The organism is Microbulbifer variabilis, from assembly GCF_052467165.1.
In genome coordinates this window covers 1,537,563-1,551,532 of record NZ_CP174301.1, presented here as the reverse complement: position 1 = coordinate 1,551,532, position 13,970 = coordinate 1,537,563, and the positions used below count along the sequence as shown (strand labels likewise).

Sequence of the window (13,970 nt, the reverse complement as noted above, 5' to 3'; positions counted from 1 at the left end):
AATGTAGAGTTTCTTTACTTCCATGAATGGGATCTGGACACCTTACAGAACCAAGCGCTATCTGCGTAAAAGCTAGAAAAATAATAAATAGCAATAACTTCATAGACATGTAACGCTCAAAGCAGCGGCGCGCGTCAGCGCGTCCAGCCCGCAGGGCGATGCTGCCTTTGCTTGTTATGAGCTTGGTGCAATTGGGAAACCCTCTGGCTGTGCTTCAAATTCAGATTGTGGCCTTTTATCTTTTTCTCTAGTAGCAAAGACTTGGCCACTTTTATTGATTTGCAAATATACAGTGCCGTCGAAGTATTCACCATCTTCGCCCCCATACGTAATCAAATTTCGGCCGTATTTCCATTCTCCGATTTCGGAACTGACAACCAAACTGCTTGAGGTAAATACAATAACTTTTACTTCGCCAGGGGAAATATGAGTGATACTTCCCCCGCTATTTAAAGATATTGATACACCAGTATTGTTATAGATATCTATCTCTGCGATTCGAGGGCAACCACTCAACACTATTGCGAGTAGTGTCATTAGCGCTGAAAGTTTTATTCGTCTTGCCATGCTAGTGCTCATAACGCCGCCAACACGGGCCGAAATGTAGCAGCGAAGCTGCGGAATGTAGGTCCAACCAGCTCTGCTGGCAGATCGTGCTTGGCTTTGTTATGTTTTTTCATACTAATGTAGCAAAAATACACCTGATAATGAGAACAGCATAAACATAGCAAGCCAAAATAGAAAAGGCTCACCGTCTTTGGTTACTACATCAGAGCTCCAGTTAATGGTGAGGAAATTCTCTCGGCCGAGCTTGATGCATTTAATACAGTAGAACGGAAGATATATGCCCGCCAAGCGAAATATAAACTCTGCCCCATCATCTGTGCCACTCTCTCCACCAATATAGAAACCTACAGGAATCATAAGTAAGCAGAAGCAAGCGACTATATTATGTAATTTCTCGATATTCATTCTTGTGAAACATAACAGTTTATTAATGAGCCAGTGGCTCACTATCTATTTGGCCACTATTTCTAGGAGGGAGCCTCCAAGCTCCGCAAAAAAGCTTTTATTTACAGCAGGTTACAAACTATTGTCTAAATAGTAACCAGAGATAGTGAGCCATTAGCTCAAGTCGTCTGGTTCGACCTCCCACTCTTGAACACATTTTACCCACAATTAAATCAATAAGTTAGGGGGGAATTTCTGTAGATGTAAGCCATGGCTCTATAATTCGGGCTTTCGCACCGGCAATACGCCCACTTCAATACTGAACACCACAGCCAGTATCACCCACTCGGTATCGCCATAGCCGCAAAAGAACTATGCACAGCCAGGCGGTCGAAGGTTCGAATCCTCCCGAGCGCGCCATACACGAAAGCCCGCACCGAAAGGTTCGGGCTTTTTTGTTATCTGCCCTTAAGAGCCCTCGCCGACGCCCTCTCCCAAGCTGCACAAAACGTAAACTTTTGTCCTAGTGATTTGGCACTTACCTCCCATGGCAACCTTGCCCCATATCAACAACACTTTCCCTGCACCGATTGACCTCATCAGGATGTCGCGATAAGGATGGCTGCAACGGGATTACCCGTAAGATAATTGACAGAGTAATCGTGGATTACGGCCATTTGCAGTCTATTCGTGCCGGCGCCCAACCTGCTTGGTGAGAAGTCCCGAAACACCCAGCCTCAGTTCTGAAATTATCCTCACACAGAGTCCTTCACCTGCCCAAATTACTAGCCAAACACGCGCCCTGCTGATACCTGTCAAATTACTGTTGCCACTTACACCCAAAGGATCGCCTTATGAATCCACAGCTTTTAGTCACAGCATTTGCACTTGTTATTGCCAGTGTCCATGTGTTAGCAGACAACAATACGTCTATTGTTGAACAGATCGGTACAGGCAACATGGCCATGGCTGATCAAGCTGACCTCAGTACTCACAGCAGCACCATTTCACAAATACAAAATGGTAGTAATAATTTCTCAGACGCAACTCAATTTGGAACCACTTTAAATAGCACTATCAGTCACACACAAATAGGCAGCGGAAATAGCTCTCTCAATTTGGAACAGGAGAATGCCGTATCCTCCAATATGACTATTTTGCAGAGTGGCGATGGAAACATACTGTCAAATTTTCAGATTAATACCACCGGAACTACGGTGTCACAAACACTCTTCGGGGCCAATAATGGCACAAGCGCCACCCAAATTAATTCATCTAATGATACAGCCATTTCTTTGCAGCAGGGTGACTCCAACAATACAGCGCTCACCCAAATAGACAGTACTAATAACTTTATGAGTATGACCCAGGACGGCAGCAACAATAACGGGGTATCGATACAGATTCAAAGCTCCTTTGGTACCGTACTGATTTTACAAATCGGGGATCAAAATGAGAGTGGAATATCTCACAGTCTAAGCACTTCTGACTTTGCCAGCTCCACGCAATTTGGCACAGGGAATATGATAAGCCTTGGCCAAGGTGGAGGCAGCAACAATTTTGCTACTGTTGACCAGATTGGCGAGCAGAATTCAGTACAGGCTAATCAATTCAGTAGCTCCTTAAGTCAATTAAATATTAACCAGCAAGGTATGCTAAATACGCAAAATATTTTTCAGGCAGGTTCGCTAATTCGCTCATGGACCACCCAGAGTGGTATGGAAAATTCTGTTGTATCTAATCAGGGTGGTATGAGCCATACTTTAACCTCCCTGCAAAGCGGAAGCCTGAACAGCCTTACAGCCAACCAAAATGGTGTCTCACAACTTGCTAACGTGACCCAGCTGGGAGCAAACAATAGCGGTACGATCAATCAGTAATCACCAAACAACCTGGCAAGTCTCGCATGAGCTTCAGGAAGCCCTACAGGGGGGCTTCCTGCCTACCCTTCTTAGATAAGCTCCTTACAGTTTCCAAAGAAGACCGCATAAACAGGCCTCCAGGTCACTAAATGTCAAAATATGCATCTAGAATGAAGAAAATGCTTGACTCTATCTTTGCCTATCTATATTGTGCGCCTCCTCGACGCGCTCGTAGCTCAGCTGGATAGAGTACCTGGCTACGAACCAGGCGGTCGGAGGTTCGAATCCTCCCGAGCGCGCCATATTGAAAAGGCTTACGCTACTTGCGTAGGCCTTTTTTATTTCTTGCTTGTTAAATGTCCAGCGCTTCCGCTCCCGAGCGACGAAGTAATATCCACCATTAATATTCTTGGCTTAACACCAATCTAAACTACTGCTTTTAAAAGCCCCATCTACATTTCTGATATAACCTCACCATTAACTCTTCCAAAAAAGTCTAACCTACCAAAGCACGTATCAGGCGATCCTCTTTTATAGTGACATCCGGAAAATCATAACCATCTGAAAGGGAACTCAACATGAAGATCAACATACTTAACCTGCCGAGAGAAATTCTAACTTTTTCATTAATTCTCTTAGCATCATTTAGCTCATCACAAGTATTTGCAGTAGAGTGCGGCGCCACCATTATAAAACCAAGAGTTCTCACACAGGACCTCAACTGCGAGCTAACTGCAGAGAACCCTGTAGCCTTAACTGTAATTGGGCCCTTCGGCAGCCTTACATTAGAAGATGCTGAAATTTCCTGTTCGATTCAGATTCCATTTGAGATGCAGTCTTTTGGCATAGTTCTGAAGGGGGCAAGTGCTAGTGTATCAGGAGGAAAGATCTCCGGCTGCGAGAATGGGATTTCTGCTGAAGACCACGGAACTCACTCTATTTCCAACATTGAAATTATTGATTTTGACCGGGATGGTATTCGCTTAGCCAGCGGAACCAATACTGTGACAAATGTAATGCTTACAGGGCTTGCAGGCTCCACCAATGCAGATGGCATTATGATAGCGGGAAGTAACAATAATATTAATAACTGCATGATTAGCGGTAGTGGAGATGAGGGTATAGAAGTAGGTGGAAACTACAATAGTGTTACCTTCTGCCATATCTCTGGATTTAATGAAGAGGGTATTGAAATAATTGGGGACTATTCCAATATCGCCCAAAATGTTATCGAACACAACCTTGAAAATGGCATCAGGGTAAATGGCGATTTCGCCACAGTCGGGCAAAATGTTGTTAGGTCTAATGCCGAAATCGGAATTGAGATTGATAACACTGTGGGTAGCAGGATTACCCAGAATACCGTAATCGAAAATGGCTCTAATCTCTCAGAGGGGTTTGGTGGAATTGTGGTTACTGATGAGGCAGCAGCCGGAAATCAAATCATTGGGAATATTGTTTTTGACAATGAGCCATATGACTTGTCTGACCTCTTTGACCCAGACTGCACCGGAACCAACATTTGGGAAGGAAATCGGTTTGGAAGCGCCAATCCAGGCTGCTTGAATTAACGGCGTCACCGCTTGATTCTTACCGGGAAAAGGGATTCAATTCCTTTTTCCCGGTACAACCCTCATATTAAGTTAACGATTCATACTTCTGGGTATAAGAATTTGCCTGTTCCTGCAGAATATCAGCGCTCCCGAGATAAATTTTATGAATATCTTATCGATGCACGAAATCAAGCCAACTTATGGAGCACTCATGTTACTTTCACAATGACCCAGGGTGTCTTTCAGGTGTTCCGTCGCCGCCTTTCCCTGGAGGATGCCATCAGGTTCTCCCAAGCACTCCCCCCATGCCTGCGAGCCCTTTTTGTTGAACAATGGGATGTCACAGAAAAGCAAAAGCCATTTGAAGATTTACAAACTATGACACAGGAAGTCAGGAACCTTCGCCCGGATCATAACTTTTCTACCGACAACGCAATCAAGGACGTTGCCTGGGCATTGAGAAAACATGTTGATGAAACAGTCTTTGATCGAGTACTGGATACTTTGCCCCCAGAGGCAAAAGCATTTTGGTCGATCGACAATAGATAAAATACCTTCCGCTAATATAACTATTCCAAATAACCCAAACTTCATACACCTTACCAAAGGTCAATATACTGCTACTCACGCAAATAGGTCACTAATGGCTATGCTTTAAATATTTAAATCACTTGCCCTTTTGGAAAGGAGTTCCAGATGAAAGGTTATGGCTTCAACTTAGGAAACGCCATAAAAAGTGTCGCGGTACTCATTGCTGGATCGCTATTTTCCCTCCACGTATTCGCGGTTAGCTGTGGCGACACTATAACTTCGCCAACTACATTAACAGGTAATCTAAATTGCGAACTCAGCCAGGCAACTCCAGTTGCACTTACCGTGCAGGGCCCTGCCGGCATTCTTAATATGAATGGGTTCGCAATTAACTGCTCCACACTAGATCCCGTCGCCACAGAGTTTACAGCTGTCGAATTACAAGGTACCGCTGCAAGAGTCAGCAATGGCACACTTAATAATTGCCTCAATGGCGTCGTAGCCATGGGCGATGGCTTCCATCAGATCAGCAATATGACGATGACAGATGTTATTAGGAATGGAGTCCTATTATTTAGCGACGGTAATATTTTGCTTGACACTTCCATCACCGGAGTCGCCGGTTCCACTGTTTCAGATGGTGTAGAGGTGTTGGGAAATGACAATATAGTCTCCGGGTGCACCATCTTAGGCGATGGTGACGAAGGCGTTGAAATACTTGGCCTGCGCAATACGCTGACATTTAGTTATGTGGCGGGGTTTAGTGAAGACGGTTTAGAGCTGGACGGAGATCATATCATTGTTGCGCAAAATACCTTTGAAAATAATGGTCAAACCGGAGTAATCATCAATGGTAACTTTGCCACAGTTACCCAAAATACTGTGACCGGTAATGGCCAGATTGGTATTAATATCAGCGGCGGGAATGGTGGTAAAATTAGCACGAACTTCGTAACAAACAACGGCTCTAATGCCTCCCCCAACTATGGTGGTATCGTCCTGACTGACCCAAATAGCTCCAACTACCAGATTCTTGGCAACATTTTATCTGGCAATCAGCAATTTGACCTGATTGATCTGTTTGATCCAAACTGCACCGGAAGTAATCGTTGGCTGGGAAATCAGTTTGAATCCGCCAACCCCATGTGTCTACGCTAAAGACTGAATCCTCTTCGTTTGTTATAGTGGGGAAAGTCCGCTTTCCCCTTTTCTTTGCTCTCTCTAACCTCTTACAAACTACCGCTCCCCGGCTATTTAGCGCCATTCTTACCAATACCCACATTATCACTATCCACTTTTAGAGCGTAAAGAATAACCTCCGCACTCCACATAAAATACTTAACTGCTACCGCACAGCTGGCTTATATTTATCATCTATCATTGTTTAGCGTCACTACTCGAGAATACTATTTAAGCACTGGTAGGAACCCGATGAAATGACTCTGAATTGCAACCTCCACGGCTGGAGCTTTTATCCTTAGCTGCAATGAAAAAATCATGGCCAAAAAAGTACTCATCAGTCTATTAATTTTAGTCGCCCTCTATATCACGATTGCATATATCTACAATACCCGATTCACTCAGACGGCTATATTTGAAAGAACCTCCGTGACTGAAGAGTTCATAAAAAGCACGGCAGATATCGAAAAAAAAGACACTATCAATATTCTCATTATTGAAGGTGGCGGAGTTCGCGGCCTCATTCCACTTTATATAATCCAGTACTTGGAGTCCCGCCTTGGTAAACCTGTTAGTGAGCTATTCGATGTTTTTAGCGGGGTTTCTACCGGAGCGGCAATTGCCACCGGGGTTAATGTTCCATTTAAATCTCTCCTTGAATACCGTGGCGGAGACCTGTCAGCCACTGAATACATGATAAAGGTCTATCGGGAGGATACCGATTATGTATTTTCCTCTCCGTGGTATCATAAGATACTCACTGCAGGAGGACTTTTTTCCCCTTCTTTTCTCGGGGACCGTTTACACGAGACCTTGGCGAAGCACTACTCAAAACACCTTCCATTTACTGATTTAAAAAACTACGTCATTATTCCCGCCCTGGATGTACACAGTGGAAAAATCCACCTTTTTAAAAACCGAGGAACTTCTGTCACCGACCTACCAACCAATACCACTTACCAATTGGTTACAGCTTCTGTCAGTGCAGAGACGGCCTTCCCACCAGTAATTTTCAGGGCTCCGGATGGGGAGACAAAACACCGTTTTTTCGCCGATGCGGGTATGGCTATCAACAACCCAACCAGCCTGATTTTGTTGGATATCATTAACGAATTCCCCGGGAAAAATTACTATTTACTGATCCTGGGTGCTGGCAATCCACCTCTTGCGGGGGCGAAAATCAGTTATGACCAAATAAAAAACTGGGGGCGTTTACGCTGGCTGAGAGATGCCTTCTCTAATATTCAATTGTCCATGGATCACCAGCAGGTTTTTACACTGGAAATTGCCAAGTCTCTCTCATCCAAGGGGCGCATCGAATATGATTTTCTGGATATAGATATTGCAGAACCTTTTGTAGGCATCTTTGACGCCGGCTCCAAAGGGCACCTGAGAGCCTATGCCGACCAGCTAATTGAAGAAAATCGCCCGGCTTTAGAGAGAATTATTAAGCATTTGGAACAGCAAAATTAGTGCACCGGTCTCGTAATACCTTTCTGCTATCGTTCTTCCAGATGCTAAAGGCAGGGTTAAACTAAAGATTGAGTTAGCGGCACGAGCTTAGCGTTAATTCTACCTGCTGCCGTCTTCTACTCGCTGTCAACCTTAATCATGAAGGCGTTAATATTTTGTACTAATGGAATTGGAAGCTTTCCCTCGGGCCTTTTCCAACAATAGGGTTAGTGCAAACTTTATCACCGCATTAACTTGCCCAGCATGATTTCTGCCAAACAATTGGCAAACCATAAGGTCCTCAGACCCGCCTTCTGTTTTCACTGAAACGCCCCACTAAATACCACCCCCACAGCAATCAAGAACTGCAATATGAATGGAACACCCGATATACATACCGCAAATACAGACCTTAATGCTGCTGCCTGCCCTTTAAATATTAACTACCGGCAGAGCTTCGAAACGCGTTGTGTAGGCCGGTGAGCGATAGGCCTGCCGCATCTTCCACTGCTTTTGCATACCCTCAGCACCTAAAAACAAAGTGCCACTGCCAAAGCGCTGATTAACCCGGTCCAGTGTCTGCATCATCATACCAGCACGGGCCGGCTGCCCGATGGCGAATAGATCACCCTGCCCCAAAGTCTTGGGTACCAACTCAACCAGCCCCACCCCAGCTTTCATAAAACGGTGTCCCGGACGATAGAGTTCCCTTATGGCCCCCTTCGCCAAACTGGCAATTAAGCGGGTGTCATCCGTAGGGTAAGGACATCGCACCACGGTGCTGCGGCTGTAGTAGTTGGGCTCATGCGGGGATGTATGCAGAAACAGGTGAATCGCTGTTACCAGGTATTCCTGCGCACGCAATTTCTCTGCCGCCCGACTCGCATAGAGTGTAATAGCCTGTAACAGGGGCGGCAGCTCGGTGAGCTTTTCCCCAAATGAGCGGGTGCAATAAATCTGCTTCTTGGGCGCGGGCTGCTCTTCCAGGCTGAAACAGGGAGAGCCATTCAACTCCTCGATAGTTCGCTCAATATTAATATTGGTACGCCTGCGTAAAATTTTGGGGTTGGCCTGCCCCAGGTCATAGGCAGTTACAATGCCAAATTCCCCTAACCGTTTGGCCAAGCGCCGACCAACTCCCCACACCTTGTCAACTGGTATGCGTCTCTGCAGCCATTGCCAACGTTGCGGGCCATCCAAGACACAGACCCCATCGCATTTGGGAATCTTCTTCGCCGCTCTGTTCGCCAACTTGGCCAGGGTTTTGCTGGGGGCAATTCCAACTCCCACCGGCATACGTACATCCCGCCACAGGGTTCGACGTATTCCCTGCCCGTACTCGACCCAGTCCTCCCGCAGGCCCTGCAGATTGAGGAACATCTCATCAATACTGTACACCTCCACCTCTGGGCTAAAGTCCCGCAGGGTTGTCATGACTCTGTGAGAGATATCACCATAGAGAGGGTAGTTACTGGAAAAAATGGCAACATCATGATGCCGCAGCAAATGTTCAATCTTGAAGAAAGGTTCCAAATCACCGATACCCAGCAATTTGGCCTCTTTGGAACGCGCTACCACAAAGCCATCGTTATTTGATAACACCACCACTGGCCTACCCCGCAGGTCCGGCCGAAAAATCTGTTCACAGCTGGCGTAGCAACTGTTGCAATCCACCAATGCCAGCATTCAGCAAGATCGATGGTAGCGAATGGATGCCTTTACCACCCCTTCCACAACGAGCTCCTGCCCCTCCCTGATAGGTATCGGAGGGTAGCGATCATTGGCGGAGAGCAGGCGCCCCCGGTAGCGGTCCAGGACCTTGCAGGCGAGCTGTCCATCCAGGGCAACTACCACAACATCCCCCTGAGCCGGCTCCAGTGAGCGGTCTACTATCAGGAGATCCCGGTCAAAGATGCCCAGGCCCTGCATTGAGTCCCCATTGGCACGCGCCATAAAAGTGGCAGCGGGCCGGGTAATAAGGTGTTGGTCGAGGCTTAGTGAATCCTCCCTGTGGTCATCCGCGGGAGAGGGGAAGCCTGCTGCAACACCATGGCTGTATAAAGGGGTCAGTTTCATTAGGGAACACCAATACTGTATATAAATACAGTTTAGAGGCTGAAAAGTGACACCGGCAAGAGAATTAAGTGACCACAGGGCCGGGAAGTGCTCACTAACATCCAATGGTGGCCAAGGAGAGGTAGAGTCTGACACCAAAGGCCAGCCCACCAGTTACCCTCAAGCCGCTTGGCAGCGTGACACTCTGGGACTATGATCCGGCCCCATAGGCAAAACCCAGATAACAGGGCCTGTTATTACTCGATCAATAGCCCACTGGAACCCCTCGATAAGCCTGCCCCAGCACAAAGAGAGAGACACAAATATGAATTTATTGGTCGCTGCACTGATTGTGGCTTCTTATTTTATCTGCATGAGATTGAGCTCTTCCGCCATCAAAAAGTTAGGCGGCGCCAAGGCAGTGAAACCCTACCGCCTGAAATACATCTCCAAAACTGTGGGCATTGCGCTACTGGGATTTCACTTGGCACTGCTGATCAGTGCTTTGGGATTTGAATATACCCAGGTTTCCATCTTCCTCTCTTCGGTATTTGCTGTAATTGGCGTGGCGCTCTTTGCCCAGTGGTCAATTCTGAGCAATATCACCGCCAGCCTGATTATTTTCTTCGGTTTTCCTTATCGTGTGGGTGACAAAATCCAGGTAATGGATAAGGACGACGACATTTCCGGGATTATTGAGGAAATCACGCTCTTCCATGTATTAATCAGGAGAGGGGAAGAGTTGATCACCTATCCGAACACATTAATGCTCCAGAAAGGCGTAATAAAAAATCCCGAAAAGAGTAAGGCTGAGGATAACAAAGAGCCAGCGAAGTCACGCCCGGCAGAAGTACAGTAATACCCAGGTCCCCGCTTTTTACCATACCCAGCTCATTAACAGAGGGCCGAGACGTAGCTCCCCCGGCTCTCCCATATCCCAGTAATTTGCACACGAGTCCCCATTATCGGCAACAGTGGTTCGTATCAAGTTGATTCAATAGTCTCAATAGTTAAAAATGCGCATGAATCTGTAAAATTGGCTTTAAGGGACTACATGACCGATACCCTCAAAGATATACTCCACTTTATCCAAGAAATGGGCCTGAAAAATGGTCTGTTTGTCGTATTTTTCATCTTTGCACATTATTTACTTTTCTGGATGTACAGCGGGCGACTGAAAGATCGTCAAGTTGAAATTGATCGACTAGCGGCAGATAATAGGGAGTATCGGGACAGGTTCCTGAAGCTGATGGATAATGCCTTCTCCTATTCCCCGCCCACCAGAAAAGTGGCACCGAGAAAGCCAATTAATGAAAAGGAGTTTGAGTAGTGCTCTACATATTGTTAGCCCTTGCTCTTTTCTTCATTTCAATCCAGATATATCGGCTTTGGGAAATGAGAAAACACGACCAGCACCTGTTCGAGTTTTGTCAGTTGCGGAGAGATACCATCACGTATCTCTCTAACTCCTATGAGAGTCTCTCCAGAACAGATTATATCGCCCTCAGAAAAATCAACGATGCCCTGAGTACTATCATTGCGGAGTACAAGGAGCATAGAACCGTTGTATTCAATTTCCGTTTATTTGTGGAGTACCTGGATGAGCTGAAGGCTTTCGAAAAAAAGGCTGAAAAGATCTCTACCAGCAACAAAGAAATACAGAACCTGCTAAACAGAATACATTGTTCTATCTTCAAGGCATTCCTGGCATTCACGCCCTATCTCAAATCAGAGCTCGCCCTCTCACTGGTTATGAAGTTGAGCTCACTCGGGGTTAAAGCCGGAGTAAATTCCCTCAAGGGTTATCTCAGTAGCCTCAAAGAGGCAAAAATGATGGTCAACACCTTTAAGCGATCATCCACCCCCTGCTAACTGGCATCCGCTAGTACTCAAATGGGGGCTAAGCCCCCACCACTTTCCCATTTACCCCCATTCAAGTTAGACAAACCAACCCTCAACTCTACTCAGCAAGATTGATCAAGCCTTAGTAACCCTGTCGTTATAGTATTCCATTACCAAAGGGGAGGAAGGCAAGTATGTCCAGTTATCGGGAACAATTTCTGCAAGTACTAGCTTATATCGAAGCCAACCTTGATACTGAGCTGGATATCGACCAGCTATGCGGGCTCACCCAGTTATCCAGGTATCACTTTCATCGCCAATGCTCAGCATATTTTGGCATGCCCTTAATGGCCGTTGTCAGGCTGTTAAGGCTTAAGCGTAGCGCTTACCAGCTGGCTTATCGCACAGACAGAAGGATTCTGGATATAGCTTTGGAAAATGGCTATGACAGCCATGAAGCTTTCTCTCGGGCATTCAAAAAGCACTTTGGTCAGAGCCCATCAAAGTTCCGGCTGTCGCCAAACTGGGACCATTGGCTTTCCCACTACCAGCCTATTCTGACATTGAGAACACAGATAATGAGAAGCCAGGACAAAATCCAAGTGACCATCATAGACTTTCCCGAAACTTTGGTAGCGGCCTTGGAGCACAAGGGGCCACCAAATCTACTTAGCACAACCATTAGAAAATTTATTGAGTGGAGGAAATCACAGGGGCTAACACCGGCTACAAGCAGGACATTCAATCTTCTCTATAATGATCCGGCAACAACCGAACCGGGTGAGTACCAGTATGATGTCTGTTGTTCAGTACCATATTCAGTGAAGAATGATAACCATGGCATCAAGAGCAAGACTATTCCCGCTGGTAAGTGTGCGGTTATCAGGCATACCGGCAGTGATGACACAATAGGTATCACCGTAAGCTATCTATATTCAGACTGGCTGGAAGTGTCTGGTTTCACACTGCGAAACTTCCCGATTTTTCTGGAGAGGGTGAAATTCTTTCCAGAGGTGAAAGAGAGTGAAATGATTACGGATATCTTCTTGCCAATAGAATAAGCGCATCCTCAATCACTAGGCGCAAACTGACTTCGGCCTACACCTTTTTCCCATAGTAAGGGAAACTCAGCCAGCGAAATGCAAAACTCTTTGAGGCTCGCTCACCCCGGAGAGTGACCAGGGTAAAATTACCAATCTTTCCTCAAACAGCCTCTATCAACTGGCAACAGCTGCAGCTAGTGCTGAAACTGTATTCCGTTCAATAGTGTTTTAAACAGCAGGCAGGGATACTCTTCAACGATACTAAGCCGACATAGAGATAAGTGAATAGCCAGTCTCCTAACAGAACAATCACGTTATGTAATATATTTACCAGGATACTCATAGAAACAGGCATACAAAATACGTGCTAATCACAAAATAATCTTAGAGTTTTTTGTCCCCTGGTCAGATAAACATTATCTTTAGCGTGTTAGTCCACCCAGAGTGGACATAGCAGGGGCTAACACAGTTATGAAGAGAGTGCTTCCGATTCTACTTACAGGGTTCGCTATTACACTGATACCCCAAGTCACCCGGGGCGAAACTCTTTACGAACGTGAGATCGTCAGTCGCTGTCAGCATACCTGTAGAGATATCTACCGCAAGTGCATTCGTGATAATGAAAGACCACAAAATATCTGTGTTGAAAATCAAAGCCACTGCGATGTTATCTGCCGTGAAGGCAACAGGGTAGATTTCTATTATGATAAGTTTGATTCAAAATATCGATCTGGATACGACAATTACGATTACTAACTTCCACAAGGTAAAATTCCCCCTAGATAATTAGCACTCAATTATCGTTTTACAAACCTCTATTTATTAAACCTCAATAAAGCTCTGCGCAAACAACAGACTTCTAATTTCACGCTGATTCATCCTGCAATATCAGACTACGTAAAACAAGATAGGCTCGATGTAATAAGACGTATTAGAAACGGCTTGCAAGCATGATACCCTAAGTGGGTTGTTACTAGGAAATTTTTTCCAGGAACCCTATTAAATATGCGCCGTACCAATTAGAAACAAACAAATGGATAAAATTCTATGAATAAAAATGCTTCCTCAGCATCAATATCAAATAGTGATACTCTTGATGGTACTAAAACCAACAAGGCCGGGGCTACTCTAGTTCTATTTCTATTACTTTCTATAGCACTCGCCTTTACCGCAGCCTTTCTCGGCCAATTCTTGCGCACAGGAAACATTGCCGCTGGCATAGGGGGAGGCTTAGCGCCAATTATCATGGGGCTTATAGTTGTTGTTTTTTTTCAAATTGGGAAGCCCTTCAGAAACTCACGATCTCGCTGCAAGATACTCCTGTGGAGCCAGATTGTGCTTATATTAGGCAGTATTTCAAACTTGCTATCCTATTTTTTCCGTGGGTATTGATCACTCAATGACTAAACTTAAAACTGTCAAAAATAGATAATTAAGTATTTAGTGTCAGGGTGCTCATATAGGCCCACCTTAAGTAGGCACTTCAGTTCACCGGCGCTAAC

General features: G+C 45.6%; 14 protein-coding genes and 1 tRNA gene. 12 read left to right on the top strand and 3 right to left on the bottom strand.

What is annotated here, in order from left to right; all coding sequences use genetic code 11:
* Window positions 1–174: 174 nt before the first annotated feature.
* Window positions 175–567 (bottom strand): hypothetical protein, encoded by a 393-nt coding sequence (locus tag ACJJIP_RS06905; RefSeq protein WP_444946503.1) that lies wholly within the window; start codon window positions 565–567, stop codon window positions 175–177.
* 1,238 nt (window positions 568–1,805) lie between these two features.
* Between ACJJIP_RS06905 and ACJJIP_RS06900 the strand changes: the two genes are divergently transcribed.
* The 6 genes from ACJJIP_RS06900 (at window position 1,806) to ACJJIP_RS06875 (ending at window position 7,549) form a co-directional block, all read left to right on the top strand.
* Complete coding sequence (locus tag ACJJIP_RS06900; protein ID WP_444946502.1) at window positions 1,806–2,831, top strand: serine-rich family protein; 1,026 nt, start codon at window positions 1,806–1,808, stop codon at window positions 2,829–2,831.
* A 207-nt stretch (window positions 2,832–3,038) separates the two neighbouring features.
* Window positions 3,039–3,115 (top strand) — tRNA-Arg (locus ACJJIP_RS06895).
* A gap of 276 nt (window positions 3,116–3,391) precedes the next feature.
* Window positions 3,392–4,384 (top strand): right-handed parallel beta-helix repeat-containing protein, encoded by a 993-nt coding sequence (locus tag ACJJIP_RS06890; RefSeq protein ID WP_353376673.1) that lies wholly within the window; start codon window positions 3,392–3,394, stop codon window positions 4,382–4,384.
* A gap of 102 nt (window positions 4,385–4,486) precedes the next feature.
* Window positions 4,487–4,915, top strand: coding sequence for a DUF2267 domain-containing protein (locus tag ACJJIP_RS06885; RefSeq protein WP_353376672.1), 429 nt, complete (start codon window positions 4,487–4,489; stop codon window positions 4,913–4,915).
* Window positions 4,916–5,062: 147 nt separating this feature from the next.
* On the top strand, window positions 5,063–6,055 hold the full coding sequence (locus ACJJIP_RS06880) for a right-handed parallel beta-helix repeat-containing protein (protein ID WP_282953055.1): 993 nt from the start codon (window positions 5,063–5,065) through the stop codon (window positions 6,053–6,055).
* 339 nt (window positions 6,056–6,394) lie between these two features.
* Window positions 6,395–7,549, top strand: coding sequence for a patatin-like phospholipase family protein (locus tag ACJJIP_RS06875; protein ID WP_020413271.1), 1,155 nt, complete (start codon window positions 6,395–6,397; stop codon window positions 7,547–7,549).
* A 411-nt stretch (window positions 7,550–7,960) separates the two neighbouring features.
* On the opposite strand, the gene ACJJIP_RS06870 is transcribed toward ACJJIP_RS06875, so the two are convergent.
* Together ACJJIP_RS06870 and ACJJIP_RS06865 are read right to left on the bottom strand one after the other, a co-directional pair.
* The gene (locus ACJJIP_RS06870; RefSeq protein WP_444946501.1) at window positions 7,961–9,214 is read right to left on the bottom strand and encodes a Y-family DNA polymerase; all 1,254 of its coding nucleotides are present in this window, start codon (window positions 9,212–9,214) and stop codon (window positions 7,961–7,963) included.
* Window positions 9,215–9,604, bottom strand: coding sequence for a LexA family protein (locus ACJJIP_RS06865; protein WP_353376669.1), 390 nt, complete (start codon window positions 9,602–9,604; stop codon window positions 9,215–9,217). It abuts the gene before it with no gap.
* Between the two features lie 304 nt (window positions 9,605–9,908).
* Here ACJJIP_RS06865 and ACJJIP_RS06860 point away from each other — a divergent pair, with 304 nt between their 5' ends.
* From ACJJIP_RS06860 to ACJJIP_RS06835, 6 genes are all read left to right on the top strand, one after another.
* Window positions 9,909–10,442 carry a mechanosensitive ion channel domain-containing protein gene (locus ACJJIP_RS06860; protein ID WP_020413274.1) on the top strand — a complete coding sequence of 178 codons (534 nt, stop codon included), beginning with the start codon at window positions 9,909–9,911 and terminating at the stop codon, window positions 10,440–10,442.
* A 195-nt stretch (window positions 10,443–10,637) separates the two neighbouring features.
* The gene (locus tag ACJJIP_RS06855; RefSeq protein ID WP_020413275.1) at window positions 10,638–10,913 is read left to right on the top strand and encodes a hypothetical protein; all 276 of its coding nucleotides are present in this window, start codon (window positions 10,638–10,640) and stop codon (window positions 10,911–10,913) included.
* Window positions 10,913–11,455, top strand: a complete 543-nt coding sequence (locus ACJJIP_RS06850) for a hypothetical protein (protein ID WP_020413276.1) — start codon at window positions 10,913–10,915, stop codon at window positions 11,453–11,455. The genes ACJJIP_RS06855 and ACJJIP_RS06850 overlap by 1 nt, the downstream gene beginning before the upstream one ends.
* A gap of 164 nt (window positions 11,456–11,619) precedes the next feature.
* A complete protein-coding gene (locus ACJJIP_RS06845; protein WP_282953050.1) occupies window positions 11,620–12,486 on the top strand; it encodes an AraC family transcriptional regulator in 867 nt (288 codons plus the stop codon).
* 453 nt (window positions 12,487–12,939) lie between these two features.
* Window positions 12,940–13,224, top strand: a complete 285-nt coding sequence (locus ACJJIP_RS06840) for a hypothetical protein (RefSeq protein WP_444946500.1) — start codon at window positions 12,940–12,942, stop codon at window positions 13,222–13,224.
* Window positions 13,225–13,515: 291 nt separating this feature from the next.
* Window positions 13,516–13,860, top strand: coding sequence for a hypothetical protein (locus ACJJIP_RS06835; RefSeq protein WP_444946499.1), 345 nt, complete (start codon window positions 13,516–13,518; stop codon window positions 13,858–13,860).
* Window positions 13,861–13,970 lie beyond the last annotated feature (110 nt).

Excerpts from the sequence above, each read along its gene's own strand:
- ACJJIP_RS06875 (WP_020413271.1), top strand. The coding sequence starts at position 6,395 with ATGGCCAAAAAAGTACTCATCAGTCTATTAATTTTAGTCGCCCTCTAT.
- ACJJIP_RS06835 (WP_444946499.1), top strand. The coding sequence starts at position 13,516 with ATGAATAAAAATGCTTCCTCAGCATCAATATCAAATAGTGATACTCTT.
- ACJJIP_RS06865 (WP_353376669.1), bottom strand. The coding sequence starts at position 9,604 with ATGAAACTGACCCCTTTATACAGCCATGGTGTTGCAGCAGGCTTCCCC.
- ACJJIP_RS06870 (WP_444946501.1), bottom strand. The coding sequence starts at position 9,214 with ATGCTGGCATTGGTGGATTGCAACAGTTGCTACGCCAGCTGTGAACAG.
- ACJJIP_RS06840 (WP_444946500.1), top strand. The coding sequence starts at position 12,940 with ATGAAGAGAGTGCTTCCGATTCTACTTACAGGGTTCGCTATTACACTG.
- ACJJIP_RS06890 (WP_353376673.1), top strand. The coding sequence starts at position 3,392 with ATGAAGATCAACATACTTAACCTGCCGAGAGAAATTCTAACTTTTTCA.
- ACJJIP_RS06845 (WP_282953050.1), top strand. The coding sequence starts at position 11,620 with ATGTCCAGTTATCGGGAACAATTTCTGCAAGTACTAGCTTATATCGAA.
- ACJJIP_RS06880 (WP_282953055.1), top strand. The coding sequence starts at position 5,063 with ATGAAAGGTTATGGCTTCAACTTAGGAAACGCCATAAAAAGTGTCGCG.
- ACJJIP_RS06900 (WP_444946502.1), top strand. The coding sequence starts at position 1,806 with ATGAATCCACAGCTTTTAGTCACAGCATTTGCACTTGTTATTGCCAGT.
- ACJJIP_RS06905 (WP_444946503.1), bottom strand. The coding sequence starts at position 567 with ATGGCAAGACGAATAAAACTTTCAGCGCTAATGACACTACTCGCAATA.
- ACJJIP_RS06860 (WP_020413274.1), top strand. The coding sequence starts at position 9,909 with ATGAATTTATTGGTCGCTGCACTGATTGTGGCTTCTTATTTTATCTGC.
- ACJJIP_RS06855 (WP_020413275.1), top strand. The coding sequence starts at position 10,638 with ATGACCGATACCCTCAAAGATATACTCCACTTTATCCAAGAAATGGGC.